At 66.3% G+C, this 20,829-nt stretch carries 22 protein-coding genes; 8 read left to right on the forward strand and 14 right to left on the reverse strand.

Features of this window, described 5'->3' with window-relative positions:
- Positions 1-38 precede the first annotated feature (38 nt).
- Positions 39-1,403: a hypothetical protein gene (locus tag ACHQ4I_RS08275; RefSeq protein ID WP_476445386.1), complete on the reverse strand. Its 1,365-nt coding sequence runs from the start codon at positions 1,401-1,403 to the stop codon at positions 39-41.
- Between the two features lie 278 nt (positions 1,404-1,681).
- Positions 1,682-1,927, reverse strand: coding sequence for a helix-turn-helix domain-containing protein (locus ACHQ4I_RS08280; RefSeq protein WP_420771099.1), 246 nt, complete (start codon positions 1,925-1,927; stop codon positions 1,682-1,684).
- 33 nt (positions 1,928-1,960) lie between these two features.
- Between ACHQ4I_RS08280 and ACHQ4I_RS08285 the strand changes: the two genes are divergently transcribed.
- The 3 genes from ACHQ4I_RS08285 to ACHQ4I_RS08295 all read left to right on the forward strand — a co-directional run bounded on the left by ACHQ4I_RS08285 (position 1,961) and on the right by ACHQ4I_RS08295 (position 5,352).
- Positions 1,961-2,395: a carboxymuconolactone decarboxylase family protein gene (locus ACHQ4I_RS08285; RefSeq protein WP_420771100.1), complete on the forward strand. Its 435-nt coding sequence runs from the start codon at positions 1,961-1,963 to the stop codon at positions 2,393-2,395.
- Positions 2,396-2,769: 374 nt separating this feature from the next.
- Complete coding sequence (locus ACHQ4I_RS08290) at positions 2,770-3,675, forward strand: glycosyltransferase family 2 protein (RefSeq protein ID WP_420771101.1); 906 nt, start codon at positions 2,770-2,772, stop codon at positions 3,673-3,675.
- A 141-nt stretch (positions 3,676-3,816) separates the two neighbouring features.
- Positions 3,817-5,352, forward strand: a complete 1,536-nt coding sequence (locus tag ACHQ4I_RS08295) for an FAD-binding oxidoreductase (RefSeq protein ID WP_420771102.1) — start codon at positions 3,817-3,819, stop codon at positions 5,350-5,352.
- Between the two features lie 21 nt (positions 5,353-5,373).
- Here ACHQ4I_RS08295 and ACHQ4I_RS08300 read toward each other — a convergent pair whose 3' ends face one another.
- Together ACHQ4I_RS08300 and ACHQ4I_RS08305 are read right to left on the reverse strand one after the other, a co-directional pair.
- On the reverse strand, positions 5,374-6,777 hold the full coding sequence (locus ACHQ4I_RS08300; protein WP_420771103.1) for an FAD-dependent monooxygenase: 1,404 nt from the start codon (positions 6,775-6,777) through the stop codon (positions 5,374-5,376).
- On the reverse strand, positions 6,774-7,349 hold the full coding sequence (locus ACHQ4I_RS08305; RefSeq protein ID WP_420771104.1) for a TetR/AcrR family transcriptional regulator: 576 nt from the start codon (positions 7,347-7,349) through the stop codon (positions 6,774-6,776). The genes ACHQ4I_RS08300 and ACHQ4I_RS08305 overlap by 4 nt, the downstream gene beginning before the upstream one ends.
- Before the next feature lie 145 nt (positions 7,350-7,494).
- On the opposite strand from ACHQ4I_RS08305, the gene ACHQ4I_RS08310 reads away from it, so the two are divergent.
- Positions 7,495-8,427 carry an alpha/beta hydrolase gene (locus ACHQ4I_RS08310; protein ID WP_420771105.1) on the forward strand — a complete coding sequence of 311 codons (933 nt, stop codon included), beginning with the start codon at positions 7,495-7,497 and terminating at the stop codon, positions 8,425-8,427.
- A 71-nt stretch (positions 8,428-8,498) separates the two neighbouring features.
- Here the strand turns inward: ACHQ4I_RS08310 and ACHQ4I_RS08315 are convergent, their stop codons facing one another.
- From ACHQ4I_RS08315 to ACHQ4I_RS08335, 5 genes are all read right to left on the reverse strand, one after another.
- Positions 8,499-8,696: a hypothetical protein gene (locus ACHQ4I_RS08315; RefSeq protein ID WP_420771106.1), complete on the reverse strand. Its 198-nt coding sequence runs from the start codon at positions 8,694-8,696 to the stop codon at positions 8,499-8,501.
- Between the two features lie 462 nt (positions 8,697-9,158).
- Positions 9,159-9,614, reverse strand: coding sequence for a DUF6069 family protein (locus tag ACHQ4I_RS08320; protein WP_420771107.1), 456 nt, complete (start codon positions 9,612-9,614; stop codon positions 9,159-9,161).
- Positions 9,615-9,642: 28 nt separating this feature from the next.
- Positions 9,643-11,493, reverse strand: coding sequence for a CocE/NonD family hydrolase (locus ACHQ4I_RS08325; protein WP_420771108.1), 1,851 nt, complete (start codon positions 11,491-11,493; stop codon positions 9,643-9,645).
- A gap of 361 nt (positions 11,494-11,854) precedes the next feature.
- Complete coding sequence (locus tag ACHQ4I_RS08330) at positions 11,855-12,472, reverse strand: TetR/AcrR family transcriptional regulator (RefSeq protein WP_420771109.1); 618 nt, start codon at positions 12,470-12,472, stop codon at positions 11,855-11,857.
- A gap of 113 nt (positions 12,473-12,585) precedes the next feature.
- Positions 12,586-13,314 carry an IclR family transcriptional regulator gene (locus ACHQ4I_RS08335; RefSeq protein ID WP_420771125.1) on the reverse strand — a complete coding sequence of 243 codons (729 nt, stop codon included), beginning with the start codon at positions 13,312-13,314 and terminating at the stop codon, positions 12,586-12,588.
- Between the two features lie 328 nt (positions 13,315-13,642).
- Between ACHQ4I_RS08335 and ACHQ4I_RS08340 the strand changes: the two genes are divergently transcribed.
- Positions 13,643-14,533: a fumarylacetoacetate hydrolase family protein gene (locus tag ACHQ4I_RS08340; protein ID WP_420771110.1), complete on the forward strand. Its 891-nt coding sequence runs from the start codon at positions 13,643-13,645 to the stop codon at positions 14,531-14,533.
- Positions 14,530-15,294 carry an IclR family transcriptional regulator gene (locus ACHQ4I_RS08345; protein ID WP_420771111.1) on the forward strand — a complete coding sequence of 255 codons (765 nt, stop codon included), beginning with the start codon at positions 14,530-14,532 and terminating at the stop codon, positions 15,292-15,294. Before ACHQ4I_RS08340 ends, ACHQ4I_RS08345 begins: the two co-directional genes overlap by 4 nt.
- Positions 15,295-15,312: 18 nt before the next feature.
- On the opposite strand, the gene ACHQ4I_RS08350 is transcribed toward ACHQ4I_RS08345, so the two are convergent.
- Both ACHQ4I_RS08350 and ACHQ4I_RS08355 read right to left on the reverse strand, forming a co-directional pair.
- The gene (locus ACHQ4I_RS08350; protein ID WP_420771112.1) at positions 15,313-15,780 is read right to left on the reverse strand and encodes an SDR family NAD(P)-dependent oxidoreductase; all 468 of its coding nucleotides are present in this window, start codon (positions 15,778-15,780) and stop codon (positions 15,313-15,315) included.
- Positions 15,777-16,124 carry a nuclear transport factor 2 family protein gene (locus ACHQ4I_RS08355; protein ID WP_420771113.1) on the reverse strand — a complete coding sequence of 116 codons (348 nt, stop codon included), beginning with the start codon at positions 16,122-16,124 and terminating at the stop codon, positions 15,777-15,779. The genes ACHQ4I_RS08350 and ACHQ4I_RS08355 overlap by 4 nt, the downstream gene beginning before the upstream one ends.
- Before the next feature lie 177 nt (positions 16,125-16,301).
- On the opposite strand from ACHQ4I_RS08355, the gene ACHQ4I_RS08360 reads away from it, so the two are divergent.
- A complete protein-coding gene (locus ACHQ4I_RS08360) occupies positions 16,302-16,979 on the forward strand; it encodes a class II aldolase/adducin family protein (protein ID WP_420771114.1) in 678 nt (225 codons plus the stop codon).
- 39 nt (positions 16,980-17,018) lie between these two features.
- Here ACHQ4I_RS08360 and ACHQ4I_RS08365 read toward each other — a convergent pair whose 3' ends face one another.
- Both ACHQ4I_RS08365 and ACHQ4I_RS08370 read right to left on the reverse strand, forming a co-directional pair.
- Positions 17,019-17,498, reverse strand: a complete 480-nt coding sequence (locus ACHQ4I_RS08365; RefSeq protein ID WP_420771115.1) for an SRPBCC family protein — start codon at positions 17,496-17,498, stop codon at positions 17,019-17,021.
- Positions 17,495-18,388: an NAD(P)-dependent oxidoreductase gene (locus ACHQ4I_RS08370; protein ID WP_420771116.1), complete on the reverse strand. Its 894-nt coding sequence runs from the start codon at positions 18,386-18,388 to the stop codon at positions 17,495-17,497. Before ACHQ4I_RS08370 ends, ACHQ4I_RS08365 begins: the two co-directional genes overlap by 4 nt.
- A 176-nt stretch (positions 18,389-18,564) precedes the next feature.
- Here ACHQ4I_RS08370 and ACHQ4I_RS08375 point away from each other — a divergent pair, with 176 nt between their 5' ends.
- The gene (locus ACHQ4I_RS08375) at positions 18,565-19,272 is read left to right on the forward strand and encodes a GntR family transcriptional regulator (protein WP_420771117.1); all 708 of its coding nucleotides are present in this window, start codon (positions 18,565-18,567) and stop codon (positions 19,270-19,272) included.
- Positions 19,273-19,332: 60 nt separating this feature from the next.
- Here the strand turns inward: ACHQ4I_RS08375 and ACHQ4I_RS08380 are convergent.
- Positions 19,333-20,829 (reverse strand): long-chain fatty acid--CoA ligase (locus ACHQ4I_RS08380; RefSeq protein WP_420771118.1); only part of this gene is annotated, 1,497 nt, incomplete at its 5' end.

The raw sequence follows: 20,829 nt of genomic DNA on the forward strand, positions 1-20,829 counted from the left end.
GCAGTCGCCTCGCGCCGGAGCGCACTGCTCTGGCAGGGTTAGTAGCTCGTCGCGTTGCGCGGGTGCGCCCGGCGATCTCGGGGACGACGAGCGCCGGGGTAGCTGGGGGCGAGTTGCGATTCGGACAGGCCGGATCGATAGAGCCCGTAGGTGATTCGCTGTTGCGCGGTGGCTGTCAGTTCGTCCCGGAGAGTGCCCTCGCGCAGGATCGCTTCCGGTCCGAGCAGGCCTTCGACGACGCAGATTGCGCCGGCGACATCGCCATGTGCGAGACGTTCGCGAACGCCGGTGAGGCAGTCCGGTTGACGATGTGCCTGATCGATGGCCTGCAGACAGGGCAGCGGGGTGCCGGTCAAGGCGGCCAGGATTTCCTCGCGCCGGATCTCGCCCGGGTCGTGGTCCAGCGCGGACAGCGCACCGTCGACCAAGCCGATTCGATGTTGCTCCCCGCCGCATTCGACCAGGTGTGTTCGCTCCGCTGGGATTAGCCCCCAGACGGATTCGCTCGGCGAATAATCCGGCACCAGCGCCGCGGCGACCAGCGGATGCAGTCGATCGAGCGAGATCACGCCGGTGCGAAGCAGTTCCAGGTCGGGTGGTCGCCAGATCGCGGCGTCGGGCAGCACCGGAAGCGCGGAGACAGCTCCGGCCGGATATGCCGCCGCGATCCGCAAGCCAGCAGGCCCCAGTTCGGCAATCACCCGTTGCCGGGCACCTAACCGCACCAGGAACGTATTCTCCTGCCGCCCTTCGGAATCGAGCAGGATTCGCGCCTCGGCGCCCCAGCGATCAACGGCGTAGCCGCGATCGGGCGGCACCATTTCGAGCAGAGCCGGGTCCAGCGCCGCGCGGTCGGCGCCCGGTTCGGCTCCAGACCGTACCCTCAGCTCATCGGCCCTGCGCGCATCCCAGAGGTGACGGTGCAGGTCCATCCGGAAACGCCGGTCCGGCCGGGGATGCGGATGCAAGCCGGTTGCGGTGCCGGGCCCATCCCACAGCGCGAGGCCGACCCGCTGCCCGGCATCCGCCCAAGCCGGCGCGGTACGGACCACCAGATGCACGAAACCGGCTCTGCCACAAGGGTAACGAGCGAGCGTGATGGTCAATCCCGGCCGGAGCAGACCATCCGGAGCGACCCTCGGCAGGTGCCAGCGCAGCAGATCCGGGGCCAAATGCCGGAGATCGGACCGGATCTCGGCCGCCAACTCGCGGCCGTAAGCCCTTGCCATAGAACGTAAATCGATATCGACATCGAAACCGGCGGCCGCACAGGCCCCGGCCCAATCCCCGGCGCGACGCCGAGCGGTAGCGGTCTCGATCATGGAGGGCGGCACGGCAAATTCACGCACGCGCGGCCAGAAGGAAGGGCGGGAATCATCCGCATTCGTCTTCGCAGTGAGCATCAGCACTCACCTTTGACGAACGGGACCCCCAATCTGCGATCACAAGGAATCATCATCGCGTCGATCATAGAGTGCACCGCCGGAACTCGCCAAACACGGGCCGGGAACCGACCTCGCGACGCCCGTCGTCGGACCGGCTTCGCATCTTCCAACCATGAAATACGCTGCTCCACTCCGTGTGCGGCATGGAAGATCTGTCGATGCCCGAGCCGCTGGTCAGGTTGGCACGGCAATGAGATATGCGGTGCCGAGGGGCAGGGTTCATGCCTGCGGCTGACTCAGCGGGCAGTCGCCAACCATGCGCGTGGTGAGCATCCCACTCTTTGCGTGAACGCCCGCGAGAACGCCGGAGGGGTGGCGTACCCGAGTTCCGCGGCCGTGCGGGCAACTGAGGCGCCGGCGCGAAGCCGGTCCTGGGCGACCGTGATCCGCCACCCGGTCAGGTACTCGGCGGGGGGCTGCCCCACCATCTCCTTGAACCGGGCGGCGAAGGAACTGCGGGACATGCGCGCTTCGCGCGCCATCGTGGCGAGCGTCCAGGGCCGCCCAGGCGACTCGTGGATGGCGACGAGTGCGCGGGCGAGGCTTGGGCTTCGTTCGGTGCTTTCGGCGGCGGTTCCCTCGGGCCGGCGCTCAGCGAGCAGATCGCCGTGGCCGTCGCCAACCGAAACTCCTGCGAGTACTGTCTGGCCGCGCATACCGCTCTCGGACGCAAGGCCGGGGTGAGCCGTGCGGCGTTGGAAGCCGCGCAGACGGGCCAGTCCGATGACCCTCGGACAGCGGCAATCCTGGGCTTCGCGCTGAAGCTGGTGGAAGAGCGCGGCCAGGTCACGGCAGAGGACGTGCAGGCTCTGCGGGACCGGGGCTGGAGCAATGAGCACATCGTCGAGGTCATCGGGCAGGTCGCGCTGAACCTGTTCACCAATTACATCAACGTCGCCCTCGCAGTCCCGGTCGACTTCCCCATGGTGGGTCTGCGGCAGGCCGTCTGATGTTCCATAGGCGCCGACGCCGACCGAATGCTCTCATCCCGCCGACGCCATGGCATGGATGGCAGCCCTGACCATCGCGGCGATCGGCTCGACGTGGCAACCAGCGGCGCCGAGCTCGTAGATCGGACCGCGGCGGGCGCGCATCTACTCGGACGTGCGCCCGCCGTGCCGCGTTGGTTGCGCCGGTAACACCCGAGGGTGGTGAAGCGGCGCATCAGCGCGTGGTCGACCGGCTGCCTTCCGGCGATGAACCGGTCATCCCGCCGCATACCGCATCCCGCGTTGATCTTCTCAGCGATGGGGAGGTGGTAATTTTCGAGGCGGCTGACTCGACAGCGTTTGACCGGCCCTTGATCAAGATCAGGAGGGATCGAGTGTCGGAGTCCGAACTCGTGCCGGTGAGGAAGCCCGGGCTGGTTTCGGTGATCATTCCTGTGTTCAATGCTCTCCCGTTGCTCGACGAACAACTGGAAGGTCTTGCCGCGCAGGACTATTCGGAGCCATTCGAGGTGATCCTCAGCGACAACGGCTCCACCGATGGTTTGCCTGAGCATCTCGAGGGACACCCGCTGGCCGAGCGGCTGCGTTTGCGCCGTGTCGACAGTTCCGATGGCGCTGGTGCGCCGCACGCCCGCAATGTCGGTGCCGCAGCCGCAGATGGCGATTTCCTGGCTTTCACCGATCAGGACGATCGGGTCCATCCGGGATGGCTGAGCGCACTGGTCGAGGCTGCCGCGAACTACGACGCGGTCGGCGGTCCGATCGAGGTCGTCTCCTTGAACAGCCCGAAGGTGGCCAAATGGCGACCATCGCCGCCACCGGAGGGACGCTTCCCCTCACATTATTTGTACTGGGCCCACGGCAACAACATAAGCATGTGGCGGACCACCTTCGAGAAGGTTGGTGGATTCGACGAGGCCATGCTCTGCGGTGACGACCTCGACATATCGTGGACGATTCAGGAAGCCGGCATGACGCTCGGGCACGCACCGGGCGCCATGGTGGCTTATCGGCTGCGGCCGACACTGCGGGAGACATGGCATCAGTCCGTCGGCTATGGCCGCACTCAAGTCGACGTATACGCGAAACATCGACCGAACGGCTGCCCGCCATATCCATTGCGCGCGACATTGGTAACTGTCGCGGTCGTGCTGTTCTGTAACCCAGCTTTCGTATTCATGCGCAGATGGGTGCCATCCGGACTGTGGATGCTGCACACCGGAGTGCTGGCGGGCCGTATCCGAGGGTCCTTGCGGCTGCGCACTTTCGATTACCTGTAGTGCCACGCGAATGCTCTGGTCGCGACACCGGTGCGGATCCGGGTCGTGCGGCAGTGGCTGCACGTGCGGATCCCGCCGGGGTTTTCACATTGAACAAGGTTCCTTGGAGAATATCGGATGTCGTTGTCACGTCGAGGGTTTATGGCAGCGGCCACGTTGGGCGCTGCCGCGAGTGCGACCGGTGGGTTCGCGGCGCACGCCGAACCGCATGCGGTGGCGCCCGGTGAGCTGGACTATCAGCGGCTGACCCTACGGGGATATAACCGGCGCTTCGTGGCGCAGCCGAAGCGGATTCACATCCCTTCGGACACTGGCGAGTTGCAGGAGGCGGTGGCGCGGTCGGTGCGGGATGATCTGCGGATCGCGATCCGCTCGGGTGGGCACTGCTTCGACGATTTCGTCGACGGTGCCGACACACGAAGTCTGATCGATCTACAGCGGCTGAACACTGTCGGTTGGGACGAGCAGCACAACGCGTTCTCGATCGGTGCGGGCGCGGATCTGGACTCCGTCTACCGGGGGCTGTCCCGGTGGGGTGTGACAATTCCCGGCGGCATATGCCGAGCCGTCGGTGTGGGCGGCCATATCAGTGGCGGGGGCTACGGACCTCTGTCGAGGCAGTACGGGCTGGTCGCCGACCACTTGTACGGGGTGGAGATCGTCACAGTCGACGCGCGGGGAGAGTCCTCGCTGGTAGTCGCGACGAAAGATGGCCCGCATCGGGATCTGTGGTGGGCTAACACCGGTGGCGGAGGCGGCAATTTCGGCGTGGTGTCCCGATTTCTGTTGCGCTCACCGGATTCCGACGGGACCGATCCGACGCTTGCGCTCCCACGCCGGCCCGACAGTGTGCTCGTCGGGCGGCTGTTGCTGCCAATGCCGATGGTCACCGAGGAATCCTTCGTGCGGTTTCTCGGCAACTACCTCGACTTCCACGCCCGATATCGCGAACCCGCGAACCGATTCGCCGGGTTGTACGCGCGGCTCATCTTTCGGCCACTCATCGAAGGCTTCGCCGACCTGCTGATCTTCTCCTACGGAGAGGCGCGCGACGCCGATTCCCAACTCGACGAATTCCTCGCCACGGTCACCGACGGGGTCAGGTCCGCACCCGTATTGCTGCCACCCACCCGGCTCAGCTATGCCGACAGCATCGAGCAGTATTACGCGCCGCCGACAAACCCGGCTCGGGTGAAGATCAAGGCCGCCATGCTGCGCCAACCGTATTCACCCGAGCAGCTACGAATCCTCTACCGCGCGCTCGTCGGCCTGACCGTGAACGGTGAATCCTTCGTGGAGTTCGCACCATTCGGCGGTGCGATCAACGCCACCGCACCCGGCGCCACCGCCATGCCCGCCCGAGATTCATTCATGAAGATGCTCATCCATGCCACCTGGCGAGATCCCAGCGACGACGACCGGTTCATCTCCTGGGCACGAACCACCTACGGAAATATCTACGCCGACACCGGCGCAGCCCCGGTCCCCGACGACCGAAACGGCGGCAGCTACATCAACTACCCGGATCCTGACCTCGCGGACCCCGTATGGAATACGTCGACCGCACCCTGGCACGCCCTCTACTACGGAGACAACTACGCGCGGCTCCAGCGCGTCAAAGCCGAGTGGGACCCCAAAAACCTATTCCGCCACAGGCTTTCGATCGAACCTCGATGAACACTGGCCGCCGATTCGGGTTCAGCGGGCGAGGTATTTCGCGATGACCTCGCCGGATTCGCTGATCGCGCCGATGTGCCCATCGGGCCGGACGAGTACGTAGGTGCCGTCCGCCACGTCGTAGCCGTCGCAGGCCGCCATCGGCAGCACCGGAACGCCGAGATCCAGCGCCGGTGCGCCGAAGGCCAGCATCGTGGAGTGCGGTCCGCGGAAGGCGTCGAAAAGCCTTGCACCCGAGAGTGATACACCGTCAGGCGCTCGGTCACCGGCACGCAATGTGTTCGGCTCGGTGCGGTCGTCGACCGCGAGCGGACCGTGGCGGTAGCTGATGTCGAGCTGGTGAATGGCCGAGCCCGTGCCGCCGCGGAAGTCCTGGCGGTGCAGCGCGGTACTGAGTCCGAGTACGTTCGCGGCGACCGGCATCCGTTCGGCCGCATAGGTGTCCAGCAGGTCCGGGTCGGCCCCGGCGTACACGGCGGCCAGCTTCCAGCCCAGGTTGTAGGCGTCCTGCACGCCGGTGTTCAAGCCCTGTCCGCCCGCCGACGAATGCACGTGGGCGGCATCGCCGGCCAGCAGTACGCGGCCCACCCGATAGTTGTCGACCATGCGCACGTTCACTCGGTACAGCGAGATCCAGCGCAGGTCGTGCAGGTGAATGTCGGTGCGGCCGGACCGATCCAGGCACAGCTGCCGCACCGCGTCAAGGGTGAGTTCGGGCACCTCGTCGGCGGGCATGGACGCGACGAACTGGTAGTAGTCGCTGTCCGGCAGATTCCAGAGTGAGAAACGCTGGCCCACATCGCCATTGCCGGTGAGGATGTGGCAGAACCGGCCGTCCAGGCCGTCGGCGCGGACATCGCCGATAAGGGTGCGTTCGGTTTCGAACGCGTCACCCTCGAATCCGATATCGAGCGCTTTGCGGACGGTGCTGTGCCCACCGTCCGCGGCGACCAGATAGTCGGCGGTCAGATCGCCGTGCGCGGTCTGTGCGGTGACACCGGTGGAATCCTGTGTGACACCGAGGATCTCGGTATTCCATTCGACCCGCCCGCCGAGTTCGAGCAGCCGGTCGTGCAGGATCTCCTCGGTCCGCCATTGCGGAATCAGCCACGTGTCCGGATACGGCACCGCCGCGGATGCCGAAAGTGCTGGGATGCCCAGCATTTCGGCGACGCCGCGCTCCCATACCACCTCGCTGCCCTGGTAGAGGCGGAATTTCGGGAACGGCTCGCCGCCGACCAGCACGGCCTCGATCACGCCGAGGTCGTCGAAGACCTCGAGGGTGCGCGGTTGCAGGCCCTTGGCGCGAGAGCCGGGAAACACCCCGGCGGCCTTGTCGACGATCCGGCAGGGCACGCCATTGCGGGCCAGGTCGCAGGCCAGGGTGAGTCCGGTCGGCCCGGCGCCGACGATCAAGACGGTCATGATGCGGTTCCTTCGCGATGGAGCAGGACGAGCAGGACGTCGTCGACGAGACGATTGGTGAAGGCCTCGTCGAACGCGGCGCCGATCTGCATCTGGCGCATGATCATTGCCTCTGCCACGTCGTGGATGAGTTCGGTATCGGTGTGCGCGGGCAGCTCGCCGCGGTCGATCGCGCGGTGTAGCGCGTCATGGAACGGAGACAGTTCCTCGTTGTCGATGTGGGCGCGCAGTGCGGCCGCCAGCTCGGCATCGTGGCGCATGGCCGCGACCAGCTCTCCGATCATGGACAGGTATTGCTCGGATGACTTGGCGCACAGCGTTTCCAGTACCGCGACCAGATCACCGCGCAGGCTGCCGGTGTCCGGAATCTCGGCGTTCTGCTGCGCGTCGTAGGCGTCCAGGGCGGCCTTGACCAGGTCGGCCTTGCCGCGCCAGCGGCGATAGATGGTGGCCTTGCTGGCATTCGCGCGGGCGGCCACCGCATCCATGGTGAGCGCGGCGTAACCGTGCTCGGCGAGCAGGTCGAGCGTGGCATCCAGGATGGCGTCGACTCGCGGTTGTCCTCGAACCATGCCACGAAGTGTACGGTACTGTTTCGTACACTTCAAGTTGAAGTGTACGAAACCGTTTCGTACACTTTGGGAAGTTCGTGACAACGGTGTCGTGACGCCGGTCCAGTCGTCCGACGCTGCCCCAACTGTCCAGGAGGCGATCGAAATGCCCAGCGCCAGAGCTCATCTGCTGTCATTCGCGGTGCGGATGCTGCGCGTCCGCCGTGCCCTCGACGGAGCCGAACGCATTCAGCGCTCCATCGCCGCGGACCGGAAGAATGGTCCGGCCACACCATCGGCCCAACTGCGGGCGCGGCTGTCCTTTCGGGAGGAAATGTTCGACGGGTTCGACGTCTACACCGTCGGCCCGCGCACCGGCCAACCCCGACGACAGGTGCTCTACCTGCACGGAGGTGGCTGGGCGCGCCCGATCACCGACCCACACTGGGGCATGATCGCGAAACTGGTCGACCTGCTGGACTGCTCGGTCACCGTGCCGATGTATCCGCTGGCGCCCGAGCACACCGCCCGCGAAACCTTCGCCTGGCTGTTGTCCCGGTATGCCGACCAGGCATCCGACAAAAACCTGATCCTCATGGGCGATTCCTCCGGCGGCAACCTGGCGCTGTCGCTGGCGATGCAGGCCCGCGCCAACGGACTCCCCCGACCGGCTCGGCTGGTACTGCTCTCACCGCTGTTGGACGCGACCGGCAGCGATCCGGCGATCGCCGAACTCGACCGGATCGACCCGATCGTTCCCGCCCGTGGGCTGCGGGTGCTGACCCGCATGTTCGCCGGCGACGTCGACCTGCACGATCCGATGGTCAGCCCGCTGTTCGGGACGCTGGCGGGCCTGCCGCCCATCGCGGTCTTCACCGGAACCCGCGAAATCCTCAATGCCGACGCTCATCGGCTGCGGCGCAAGGCCGCCCAGTCGGGCTTTCCGTTGAGCTGGCACGAGTATCCGGGCATGCTGCACGTCTGGCCGCTGTTTCCGATCCCCGAAGCGCAGCACGCGCTCGCCGAGATCGCCGCATTCGTCACCGGAGTCGGTGATGACAAGAATGCGGGTCTCCCGTCAGTCGAGGCAGGTTCCTGACGAGTCGCAGCCGGAGGGAGATCGATAATGTCCGGCCGGTGTGTCGGACAGGGCCTTCGACGACACCGTTCTCACACGTGGTCGACCAAACCTCTGGCACCCTCGGACACCGCGCAATGCACGCAGCAGAAGAATCGACCATCTGCCTCCACACCGTGGCCGATGATCTTGCAGTTGCAGTGCTCGCAGATGGGTGCCATACGGTGGATCGCACATTCGAAGCAGTCGAAGACATGCCGCATTCCCTGAGCCTCGACGACGATCGGCATAGCGTAATCGTTTCCGCAAACCTCGCATGCGCTCATGGAACCGTAGGCTACTCCGCGCAACCGGCACCATGTCTCGACTTTTCGGTTATATGCGCATGACCGGCCCGACCTGCGCGGTCGAGGTCATCGCCGGTTGGCCCCGACAACAGCGAGCTGCCGTCGGGGGCCGAAACTGTACGTGCTGCAGCCCGGGGTGTGGAATGGACAGTCTGCAGCAGGCGGTATCAGTCGTGTTCATCGCCAGAGCCGCTGATAAGGCATGGGCTGCAATGATTCGCGCATATCCTGATCGATTTGAATTGTTGCCAGTCCCATTTCATACACAGCCTTCGCAAAAGTGTGCGCTGCTACGGAGTCGGCCTGGTAGTGCATAGGCGGCCAACCCGGGAATTGGACTGTCACATGGCATTGCATTGCATTACTTCGGTCGTACGGCGGGCCGCCGGATCACGCTCCACACTTTCAACGGATCGATTCGTTGAATTCGGCATATTGCTGCGTTCCGGGCCGATCGCTTCCGCGGGCCAGGAGCGGCACGAGTACGGCGGCGACTGCCAGGTGCATCAGGGCGAGCATGGCTTTGGCGCTGCCAGATGCCTGGACGTACGTCAGGGGCGCGAGCGACACCAGCAACACGGTGAGGCCCAGTCGGGTCCAGGCGGTCGGGGCCCGGTCGGTGAACCGGTCCAGCCACTTCCGCGTCGCTGAGGCGAGCAGGGAGACGACGAGTGTGCTGCCGGCGACGATGGGCAGGCCGACCACCTGGACCGGCTGTCCGTTGCGCGGATCAACGCGAAGTTCGATGCCGAGGCTATAGGCTGCGGCCCACAGCAGGGCTGTGACCAGGACGGCGGCGCCGATCGCGAATGCATAACGCAGCACGCTCGGGCTGGCCTGGCGGGTGGAGGTAGTGGTCATCAGGGACTCCGCTCAGAGGTTGGGACGGTCATGCCTGGGCAGGTGCGCCGCGGCGAACAGGGGTGTGTGGGGCCACGCCGGTTTCGGCCGGGGGCTCACCGGGAGGGGTGATCGAGACGAACGGCACCGCCGGGTCGTCGTGGTCAGGGGGCACTTTGTTCATTCGCCCGTCCAGGATCGGAAGCAGCAGTCGTGAGCTGGAGTGCACTGTGTTGACGCCCGCCATGCCGATGGGGGCGTGACTGAACAGCAGCATGGGCCGGAAGTCCTTGCGATTGTCGTCACTGGTGAGGATCAGCCGGATGCGGTGCCCGCGCTGGAACCGGCGGGCGTTGGCGACCAGCGGGATGCGGTAGTCGACCGGTTCGCCCGGCGGAATTGGGATCCGCGCCCGCGCCGGGAGGACAGGCCGGCCCGTCTCACTCGCATCCTCGTCGACGTGGCGCATGCCGGCGCGCAGCCAGCCCTGGGTGATGTCGGTGGCCTCGCCGTCCGGGCCGACGTCTTGCAGGAGCAGGATCCATGCCGTGTCGGTCGCGCTGCTGGTGGCGGTGAGCCGTAGTTCGGGGTGGCCGACCATGTCGATGTCGCCGGGAAGAGGGTCGCTGGTCCAACTCAGCTGTGCGGGCATTGCGTTGGCGCCGTCGGTGGCGTAGCTGCGCTCCCCCGGCCGCTCACCGGCCGTAAGGGAGCCGTCGGCGTTAAGGGCCAGAGCGGTGTGGGTGGCCGGCGGGGGCCAGGAGTCGGCGGTGCGCCACTGTTCGGCCCCGGGCAACCAGTAGCGGATGGCGGGGCCTTCGAGAATGCCGGTGTCCCGGCCCTTGAGCCAGTGGTCGAACCAGGCCAGGGCCTCGATGTGCATGCTTTCCCATGGCCAGGGCAGGCTGTGCTCCCCGAGCATGGCCATGCGCACGTGCGGGTTGTGGGCGAGGGCGTCGCGGGCTTCGAAGAGGCCGGTCAGGTGGAGGGGGACGTTGGACCACTCCCCGCCGAGGTAAACGGGTATGTCGACGTCGGCGAGGAGTCCGGTCAGGTCACGCTCGTCCCACCACGTATCCCGGGTGGGGTGCTCGGTGGCCATTGCTTCGAGCAGGTCGTTCCATGGGTGGGCGTCGTGGCGGAAGCGGCTGACCAGCCGCAGGCCGCGGTTTGCCTGGACGCCGTCGATCTGGGTGAACCGCCGGTGGACGGCGGGGATGGCCAGGATCCGGCGCAGCAGACGGGACAGGCCCTTGCGGTAGAGGCGGTCGCCGTGGGCGGACATGACGCCCAGGGCATGGATCCAGGGGGTAATGAAGGACTCGCTCAGCAGGCCGTTGTGGTAGGCGGCTTCCCGGACCTGGACCGTGACGTTGAAGGGGAACAGGGCCTTGAGGTGTGGCGGGCGCTGGGTGGCTGCCTCCAACTGGCTCATGGCGTAGTAGCTGATGCCGATCATGCCCACGTTCCCGTCGCACCAGGGCTGCCCGGCGACCCACTCGACCAGGTCGAACAGGTCCTTGCGCTCCTGCTCGTCGAAGAAGGTGTAGGTGCCGCCGGAGCCGACCGTGCCCCGGAGGTTGGCGATGACATGGGCGTAGCCGCGCGGCACCCAGAAGTCGCTGGTGCCGGCCTCGATGACGGCCGCTGGGGCGCCCAGGTCCTGGACCTGGCGTGGATAGGGGGCCGCCGCGAGGAGGGCGGGGAATCTGCCCTCCGCGTCGGGCCGGTGGATGTCGGCCAAGAGTTGGGTGCCGTCGCGCACCGGGACGGGCACGTTGTCCTCGCGGGTGGTCCCATGCAGGGCCGGGGACAGGTTGCGGTACTGACGACCGGTCGTCTGCGGTCCGTTGAGCTGACGTTGACCGGGCTCCACTCCAGCGGCCTTGAATTGCGCCATTGCACCTTCATTTCCACGTGTACTGAAATTAACTGCCCTCACCGTACGCGCGCCGACTCGCTGCAGGCAAGGTTAATTTCCATAGTCCGTGAAAATATGGTGCGTCTGGTGGTGGGCGGTCGCTGCCTACCAGGCGTTTGCCGTTGAGATGGCGCCGGACCTCCAGGGTGGGACCATCGCGAGCGCGGTGACCTGTCGTACGCGTCGGGGCCGTGAATGTCCGAGGGGAGCCGAGGGTCGCGGACCGGGAAGGCGCTCGTTCTCGCAGGTCATCCCGGGAAGGGTGTACTGGCGACCGGCGGCCTTCGCTGGAAAATAGGCGGGCTGGCGAGCGATGGCCGCCCCGGGCAGTCGCTTGCGGTCAGTCGTTGGCCGGGATGTCCCCGCCCAGGGCGCCCGTGAGGTAGTGCTGCACAGTCGGCGCGATCAGGCGGATGACCTGCTCTGAGGGGATGTCGGCGATGCGGTCGATCCCCCAGACATAACGTGTCATCGCCAGGCCCACGATCTGCGTGGAGACGAGATTTGCACGTAACTCGGCCTCGTCGTGGGGAAGGCTCGCCGACACGATCTGCAGGACGAGCGCGGAGAAGACGGAGCGGAGGCGCTCCATGGCGAAGGGCTCGTGACTCGCCGCGAGGATGATCGAGCGCAAGACCTCTGCGGTGGCAGGGTCGTCCCACATGTGCAGCGCCGCCGCCACGAAGGCTCGCCCGCGCTCCTCCAGCGGTACCTGGGCGGCCTCGGCAATGCGCTCACCGAAGGCAGCCGGCGGCTCCAGCGCCGCCTTCAGCAGTCCCGTCTTGTTGGAGAAGTAGTAGTTCACCAGGGTGGGATCCACATCGGCGGCCTGCGCCACCGACCGCAATGAGGTCCCGTTGTAGCCCCGCTCGGCGAAGGACTTGCGGGCCGCCGTCAGGATGCGGTCCGCCTGCGCGCCACGTTCCCCACGCGGACCTCTTCCTGCTCGTGCCGCCATGTCCCGCCGTCCCCCTTTACCGTTTCATGAGCGCGTGATCGCCGGCTGATGCTGTTTCAGCACCTGCTGAAACATATTTCAATATACCGTGAAATTGCAAAGTGGCGACGAGGTCAAGCACGCTTCCGGAGTGCATCGCGCCGCGCCAGGGTCGCTGCGATGCCGTTCGCGGCGGCGCGCACCGCCGCCGCGTGTTGCTGCGGGCGGAAACGAGTTACCGGACCGGTGACGCTGACTGCCGCGAGCACCCGCTCATCGGCGTCGAGCACCGGCGCGGCGACGCACACGATTCCTATCGCGGACTCCTCGAACTCGAAGGCGATCCCGCTCTCGACCACGTTGTCGAGCTGTTTCCGGAGCGTCCCTCGTGCGGTGATCGTCCGCGGCGCCAGTCGCGGCAGCGGTTTCGCAAGGACCGCCTGCCGCACGTCCGCGGGAGCATGGGCCAGCAGCGCCTTGCCGATGGCGGTGGCGTGCAAGGGCATTCGGCCGCCCAGTTGCGAAGGCGAGCGCACCTGCCGGTGGCCACCTATCTTCGCGACGTACACCACCTCGTGGCTTTCCAGGAGTCCCAGGTGCACCAACTCATGGGTGCGTTCGTAGAGGTCCTCGAGGAAGGGTGTGGCCACCTCGATCAGGCCTCGCTCGACCGAGGCCCGCATGCCGAGTTCGAAAAGGTGACCGCCCAGATGATAGGCACCGCCGACCCGATCCAGCAGGCGCGTCGACTCGAGATCGCCCAGTATGCGGTGCAGCGTTGCCTTCGGTAGCCGCGTACGCCGTTGCAACTCGGCGAAACCGACCCCGTGGTCCTCGACCGTGAACGCGCGCAGCACTGACATCACCTTGCCCAGCACTGTGTCCGGATCCGGCTCGGCACGCCTTGTGGAATCAGGCACTTCATACCCCTCGATCAGCAGGCCACCAGTATTTGGTCACTTACAGGGAGGGCGCCTGCAGCCCGTAGTGCAGACCCTTGACGCGCATGACTTCTACTCCATTCCGACGACAGGCATGTGGACAATTCTCGTCTCGCACGTCAGGAGAAGAAGTGACTGCCCAGCAAATTTCGGCCTCCGGAATAGCCGGGCCCGCGCCGACCGAGCGAGCTTGACAACGCCCGCGAAAGTGTGTGCACTTTAGGGAACTCACCGATTTTAAGGGGTTTCCATGTCGTCGCAGCGCTGGTGTCTCGTCCAATTCGTCGAGAACAACCGAGTCGAGCCGAGCATCGGCGTGCTCGCGGACGGCAAAATCAGTCGAGCGCCGCAGTCGCTGTCCGGTCGCACCCTCCTGGAAGTCGTCGACCGGTGGGAGGAGTTCACGCCACTGCTCCAGAATCTCCAGCTCTCGGCGCTCGAGGTCGCGCCGGACGCCGATCTGGTCGCCCCACTCACCTACCCCCGCAAGATCCTCTGCGCCGGGGCGAACTATTACGGACACGCGCAGGAGATGGGCACACAGCGCCCGGACCCCGACGGCGAGCCGTTCTTCTTCCTCAAGCCACCGACGACGACAGTGGTGAGTGCGCACGACGACGTGCGGCTGCCGGATAACGCAGACGTGGACTGGGAGGCCGAGCTGGCCGTAGTCATCGGCTCGGGCGGGCGCGATATCGACGAGCGAACAGCCCTCGAGCACGTCGCGGGCTACACCGTCGCCAACGACCTGTCCGCACGCGGACGGTTCCCGAGGAAGGATGCGGTCCTCCCGCCATTCGGCTGGGACTGGCTCCAGCACAAGGCATTCGACGGATCGTGCCCGTTGGGGCCTGGAATCGTCCCCGGCTGGCAGATCGGCGACCCGCATGACCTCACACTTCGGCTGACCGTCAACGGAGAGATCAAACAGGAAGCATCCACCGCCGACATGGTGATCACGGTGCCACGGCTGATCGCCGCCGCAAGCCGCGTTCTGACACTCGAGCCAGGTGACGTCATCCTGACCGGTACGCCGGCCGGGGTGGGCATGCCCCGCAAGACCTTCCTGCACGTCGGCGACCTGGTGGTCACCGAGATCGACGGCATCGGCCGACTGGAGAACAAAATGGTGGCGTCGTGACCACGGCGACAATGCCGTCGCACGAATCGGTCTCTTCCGCCGAGAACGTCCTCACACTCCTCGTTGCTCTGCGCGAGCACGGCCGGTTGCGAGTGGCCGATGCCGCCGAGCTGCTGTCGGTGACGCCCCCTACCGCACACCGGCTGTTATCCACCCTCAAGCGACACGAGTTCGCTGAACAGGACCGCAAACGCGGCTACCTGCCGGGACCTCGCCTTGCGCAGTTGCTGTCGGGCGCCGAGCCGCCGCACGACCTGGGAGTCCTGGCCCACCCCTATCTGGCGGCGCTATCGCGCAAGGTAGGCAACACAACTTTTCTGGTGACGTTGCAGGGCAACGGCTGCCGCTTCATCGACGGCGTGGAGAGCAACCGCGCGCTCCGAGTCGGCAGTCGGGTCGGGCTCCTACTGCCCGCGCACACCACTTCGGGTGGCAAGGTACTCCTGGCCCAGCTTCCGGACGCCGAACTGGTCGCGCTATACCCCAACCGCCAGGTCCGTATGCGCGATGGCTCGATGCGTGATCTTGTCGCGCTACGTCGTGAGCTGGGTGTCATCCGCCGGAAGGGGTATGCACTCAGCTTCGAGGAAGCCGAGCAGTGCGTGAACGCCGTCGGCGTCCCGGTCACAACCCGGTCGGGCAAGGTCATCGCCGCGGTCGTGTTGGCGTGTCCGTCGTTGAGCTCGAGCCGCCGGCATCTCGTCGATCTTGTGCCCGACGTCAGGGCGACCGCGACCGTGATCGCGGAGAACCTCACCTGACACCGGGCCTCGCCCCAGTCAGTCCTGTGCCGACGCTGCATTCGGCGTCCGACGTGGCCCGCCCATCGCCGCGATGAGATCCCAGAAAGCGCCCGTGCCCAGCCCGAGTTGGGCGAACCCTCGCGATTGCGCTGCGGGGCCGCTCTCGGTGGTGGCTGTTCGCACCCGCTGCCATTCCGCCCAGTTCATCCCTATGAAGGCGGCGGCCGGATAGACGCCCGCATTGTTCACCAAGACGTCCACTTGCCCGAGCTCGACCTCGACCTCGGCGGCGAATGCGCGCACGGACTCGGGCGAGTCGCAATGGGCGGTGAACCCCTGCCCGCCCGCCTTCTCGATCCGGCGCAGGGTCTCGTCCGCGGGGCCGACGTCGGCGACGGCAACCGCATGTCCCTCCTCGGGCAGGCGCTCGGCGAACGCCTGCCCGATGCCGGCAGCGCCTCCGGTGACGACCGCGACGCGTCCTGTCGCGTTGCGCCTGGTCATGCGAACACCGGCGCCAAGTCGAAGAAGACCCGGTATTCGTCGATCAGGCCGCTGTCGTCGACGGTCCAGATCGACACCACCGGGATCGAGACCTTCCGACCATCCTTACGCGTGTATGTGACAGTGAGTTCGACGATCGTGTCCTTGCCCACGACCCACTCGTTGACGATGTCGTGGTGCATCCCATCGATCGTGCCGAAGAAGCCGGCGCAGCCCGCCTCGACCGCATCGCGGCCTTCCAGAGTGGGGACATTGCCGAAGGTGACCTTGCCGTCGGGCGAGAAAAGCTCGGCAAAGCCCTCGGCGTCGAGAGTGTCGACCGCCTGGAAGGCTGCGGCGGTCAAAGCGCTGGTCATGGTGAATCCCTTCGAGTAGAAGTGCATACACCTTGACTCGCGATAGAGATGCCGGTCACGTCGGATGCTCACGGATTTCACCTAGCGGAACGAGTTCTCGGCACGGCTGCCGACTTTTGCTTCCAGCGTGGTGCCGCCGCCCATGAGTGCATACAGTTACCTCTTGTGTGCTCCCCCACCAGTCAGGCCCCCGATATCCAAGTTGCCGACGCGGCGCGAGCCTTGGCCGCGTTGGGGCTCGTCGACGCGTTCGGTCACGTGTCCGCCAGGGACGTCGACCACATGGTCATCACCCCTGCGGCCGATTTGGAGACCGTCGCGGCTGCGGACTGCCTCCGCGTTCCGTTGACCGCCACGGCTCTGCCGCCAGGGTGCCCGGCCGAGGCATGGGCCCACCTGGCCCTCTACCGGCGCTACCCGGCGACCGGAGCGATCGCTCGTGCGCAGCCGGCGGCGTCGCTGGCCGTCGGCATGCGCACCGACCGCCTCGCCCCGACACATGGTCAGGCGTGCTGGCTCGGCGACTCCATCCCGGTGTATCCGTCCGCGCTGCTGGTCCGCGAGGCCGACCGAGGCCGCAGGCTCGCCGAGGCGATGGGGTCGGCGGACGCGATGATTCTGCGTGGCAACGGTGCGATCGCGATGGGCAGCGATCCGGCCACGGCAGTGGCCACCATGTCGGTGCTCGCGGCGGCATGCACCGTATGGCTCCAGATGCGGGGCGAACCCGCAGCGCCCCTGTCGGCAGCGGAGATCCGCTCCTGGCAGGCCGTCAAGCCGGAGTTGCTGCCCCGGCTGGGAGCGCACCTGCTGCGCAAAGCGGCAGGTGGCCCGGCTCGCTGAGCCGGGCCACCTGCAGGCGACGGGTAGGTCGACGGGAAGTCAGGTCGCGGGCAACGCGACGGATGCTTCTCCGCGCGCCACGCGACGCATGGCGTTGAGCGTGGCGCCGACGGCCGCTACGTACTGGCTCGCCATCTCGTTGGCGTACGCCGACTCCTCGGGAGAACCGCTCTGGGCGCCGCCGAGCACCAGCGCGAAGCTGAACCGCAGGAATAAGCCCCCCGCGTCCTCCTCGATGTCATTGACGATCGTGCCGAGGACCGGACCCGAGAGGCGCGTGAACACCACCCGCCGCTCGAGCTCCAGGGCGATCCGCTCGGAGTAGCGGTCACCGAACAACTCGATCTCCCGCTCGAAAGTCTCGTCGTCGAGGCGTGCGGTGACCACGCAGTGCGTCATGGCCGGCACGAAGGGCAGCGCGTTATTGGCTTTCATGACCAGTCCCTGCCACACCGCAGTCCGATCGAGAATGGGCTCGCCCGGCTCGTTGACCGGGATGCGGTGGGTGACGTAGATCATTTACTGACTCCTCGCGCGAGAGCGTCTTCGGTGGAAATCTGGTCGTGCACGCTGGCTATATCGAGCTCACCCCAGCCATCGGCCAAGGCCTGGTCGAACACCGCTTTGGCCGCCTCGAACACCGGCCGACGCTCGCCGAGATCGTGCAGGTGCTCCTCGACTTGGTCGAGGATCTCGTGCAACGTCGCGATGGGCCCGGGGGCGGGGAGCCATGAGCGCTGCGCCATGAGGGGACCTCGCTGCGCGAACAGCGCCGAGCCCGCGATGGACGTCTCCAGGGTGTGCTGGACCAGGTCCAGGTCCAGGTTGTTGCGGCGGGCCAGCACGATCGCTTCCGCGGCCGCGACCGTATGGGTCGCCACCAACATGGAGGAGATGTACTTCAGGTTCGTGCCGGTGCCGAAGTCGCCGGTTCTGACCCAGGGCCCCGAGATGGCGTCCAGGACATCGGCCACTCGATCGATCGCCTCCGCTGCTCCAGAGGCGAAGACGGTGGCCAGACGCGCGCCGACCATTCGGGGACTACCACTGATCGGACAGTCGAGCATGGTGGCACCGACGTGCTCGATCTGCCGCATCAGCTCGAGTTTGCGCGGGACCGGGATCGTGCTCATCTCGATGTGGACCGCCCCGGGGCGCATCGTCGACAGCGTGCCCTCGGGCCCGCCGATGACGTGCTCGACGTCGTGCGCGGTCGGCAGGATCGACACAATGACCTCGCACGAGGCGGCCAGGTCCGCCGGTGACGCCGCGATGGCGCCTCCCGCGGCCTCGAGCTCGGGACACTCGATGCTGCGCCGGTACCCGACGACGTCGAAGCCGCGGCCCAGCAAGTTCTCGGCGATCGGCAGGCCCATTTTGCCCAGGCCGATCACCCCGATAGTTCTCACGTTCGTCACATCCTTTACGGGTTTTTCGTGCGCGGAGGTGACGGCTTCTCAGACGTCACGACCCTCAATACTGTATGCACTTTACTCGGCCGACACACGGAAGAGAAGGAATATGTATACACATCGCTTAAGCTATGGCCATGAGTCGCAAAGTGCTCGTCCCGCACATCACCAAAGTGGAGCTGCCCGAGGCACGTCAGGCGATCCCGCACGTACACGCCTATCTGCGCGAGCGGATTCTCGACGGCACGCTGCGACCTGGGACGAAGCTCTCGCAGGTATCGCTGGCCGAGCAACTCGGCATCAGCCGCACGCCGCTGCGCGAGGTGCTGCGGATGCTGCAAGAAGAGGGCCTGGTCCAGATCGAACCGAACCAGCGCACCCGCGTCTCCATGCTCGACCCTCGGGAGCTCGACGAAATCTATGCGAGCCGAGTGGTGCTCGAGTCGCTGGCCGTGGCCATGACTGTGGGCAACTTCGACGCCGACGCCCGACAGCAGGCGGCTGAGCAGTTGGCAGCCATGCGAGCAGCCGCGGAGGCCGGCGAGACCGAGCGCTGGTTCGTCATCCACTCGGCGTTCCATCGCACGATCACCTGCGGCGCCAGCGACACCATGCAGAAGCAGTTGCGTCAGCTGGCCGACCGGTGCGTCCGGTACATCCGGATCTACCAGGGTGGCGAGCCGAACAGCTGGCACAAGGCCGGCGATCAAGAGCACGCGCAGATTCTGTCCGCGCTGGAGGAGGGCGCCAAGACCACGGCGCAAGCCTTCATGGCCAGCCACCTGGCCCACACCGCCCTCAAGGTTTTGAGCGACACGTCGCCCGACTACGAGCCGATCGCCGTACCGGAGGCACTGGAGATGGTCGGCGTCCCGGACTGACGGTGAGCCAACCCCGCGTCGCCACTGCCGATGTTGAAGTGGTGACGCGGGGCCGTTCGGTCAGGACAGCGTGGTGATGGTGAGGTCGCCGTCGGCGTACTGTGCGCGTAGGCGCTTTTTGTCGAATTTGCCGACGCTGGTTTTGGGGACCTCGGCGATGAAGGTCCATCGTTCCGGCAGTTGCCATTTGGCGAATTTGTCGGCGAGGAACTCGCGTAGTTCTTCGGGTTTGGTTTCGGCGCCCTCGGTGAGCACGATGGCGACGAGGGGGCGTTCGTCCCACTTCTCGTCGGGCACACCGATGACCGCGGCCTCGGCGACGGCGGGATGGCCCATGACCGCGTTCTCCAGATCGACCGAGGAGATCCATTCGCCGCCGGACTTGATGACGTCCTTGGAGCGGTCGACCAGGGTGAGGTAGCCGCTGGGGCTGATCTTGCCGACGTCGCCGGTGCGTAACCAGCCGTTGTCGAATTTGTCGGGGTCGATCTGCGCGCCGTCCGGGGAGTAGTAGGAGCCGGTGATCCAGGGACCGCGAACTTCCAACTCGCCCAGGGACTGTCCGTCATTGGGCACCACGGCGCCGTCGTCGCCGACCAGACGCGCCTGCACGCTGGCGGGGAAGCGGCCCTGGGTGAAGCGGTAGTCCCACTCGTCCTCACCGCTCACGCCGGCGGGCGGGTGGGCGACGCTGCCGAGCGGGGAGGTCTCGGTCATGCCCCAGGCGTGCAGGATCCGCACGCCGTGTTTTTCCTGGAAGGTGCGCATCATCGACGGCGGCACCGCCGAACCACCGACGACCACCGAACGCAGGTGGGAGATGTCCTGCGGTTTCGCGGCCAGTCCGGCCAGCACACCGCCCCAGATGGTCGGCACCGCCGCGGCGAAGGTCGGCTTCTGGGCAGCCATCATCTCCAGCAGCGGGCCGGGCTGCAGGAAGCGGTCGGGCATCAGGACATTCGCGCCCGACATCAACGCGGCATAGGGCAGGCCCCAAGCGTTGGCGTGGAACAGCGGCACGATCGCGAGCACATAGTCGGCCTCGCTGAAACCCATGCTGCCCGGCGAGATCACCTGCATGGCGTGCAGCCAGTTCGAGCGATGCGAATACACCACACCCTTGGGGTCACCGGTGGTACCGGAGGTGTAACACATTGCGGCGGCGGATCGTTCGTCGATCACCGGGTAGTCGTAGGTGTCGGGCTGGGTGGCGAGCAGTTCGGTGTAGGAGTGCACCTGCACACCCTCAGGGGCCGCCAGCGCGGCGGCGTCACCGTTGGCCACGATGACGTGGCGGACGGTCTTCAGGTTGGGCAGATACTGGGCGAACATCGGCACCAGCGTGCCATCGACGATCACCACCTGGTCCTGGGCATGGTTGGCCACAAAGACCAGTTGCTCAGGGAAAAGCCGAATGTTGAGCGCGTGCAGCACCGCACCCATCGCGGGCACCGCGATATAGGCGACCATATGCTCGTTGTTGTTCCACATGAAGGTGCCGACCCGATCACCGACACCAATCCCCAACCCGCGCAACGCATTCGCCAGTCGCGCCGA

Origin of the sequence: Nocardia nepalensis, assembly GCF_048910785.1 — a bacterium.
In the GTDB taxonomy this organism is placed as follows: domain Bacteria; phylum Actinomycetota; class Actinomycetes; order Mycobacteriales; family Mycobacteriaceae; genus Nocardia; species Nocardia nepalensis.

Excerpts from the sequence above, each read along its gene's own strand:
- ACHQ4I_RS08280 (WP_420771099.1), bottom strand. The coding sequence starts at position 1,927 with ATGGCGCGCGAAGCGCGCATGTCCCGCAGTTCCTTCGCCGCCCGGTTC.
- ACHQ4I_RS08300 (WP_420771103.1), bottom strand. The coding sequence starts at position 6,777 with ATGACCGTCTTGATCGTCGGCGCCGGGCCGACCGGACTCACCCTGGCC.
- ACHQ4I_RS08315 (WP_420771106.1), bottom strand. The coding sequence starts at position 8,696 with ATGCCGATCGTCGTCGAGGCTCAGGGAATGCGGCATGTCTTCGACTGC.
- ACHQ4I_RS08325 (WP_420771108.1), bottom strand. The coding sequence starts at position 11,493 with ATGGCGCAATTCAAGGCCGCTGGAGTGGAGCCCGGTCAACGTCAGCTC.
- ACHQ4I_RS08330 (WP_420771109.1), bottom strand. The coding sequence starts at position 12,472 with ATGGCGGCACGAGCAGGAAGAGGTCCGCGTGGGGAACGTGGCGCGCAG.
- ACHQ4I_RS08295 (WP_420771102.1), top strand. The coding sequence starts at position 3,817 with ATGGCAGCGGCCACGTTGGGCGCTGCCGCGAGTGCGACCGGTGGGTTC.
- ACHQ4I_RS08305 (WP_420771104.1), bottom strand. The coding sequence starts at position 7,349 with ATGGTTCGAGGACAACCGCGAGTCGACGCCATCCTGGATGCCACGCTC.
- ACHQ4I_RS08365 (WP_420771115.1), bottom strand. The coding sequence starts at position 17,498 with ATGATCTACGTCACCCACCGCATCCCGGTCAACGAGCCGGGCGAGCCC.
- ACHQ4I_RS08310 (WP_420771105.1), top strand. The coding sequence starts at position 7,495 with ATGCCCAGCGCCAGAGCTCATCTGCTGTCATTCGCGGTGCGGATGCTG.
- ACHQ4I_RS08335 (WP_420771125.1), bottom strand. The coding sequence starts at position 13,314 with ATGTCAGTGCTGCGCGCGTTCACGGTCGAGGACCACGGGGTCGGTTTC.
- ACHQ4I_RS08275 (WP_476445386.1), bottom strand. The coding sequence starts at position 1,403 with ATGCTCACTGCGAAGACGAATGCGGATGATTCCCGCCCTTCCTTCTGG.
- ACHQ4I_RS08320 (WP_420771107.1), bottom strand. The coding sequence starts at position 9,614 with ATGACCACTACCTCCACCCGCCAGGCCAGCCCGAGCGTGCTGCGTTAT.
- ACHQ4I_RS08340 (WP_420771110.1), top strand. The coding sequence starts at position 13,643 with ATGTCGTCGCAGCGCTGGTGTCTCGTCCAATTCGTCGAGAACAACCGA.
- ACHQ4I_RS08350 (WP_420771112.1), bottom strand. The coding sequence starts at position 15,780 with ATGACCAGGCGCAACGCGACAGGACGCGTCGCGGTCGTCACCGGAGGC.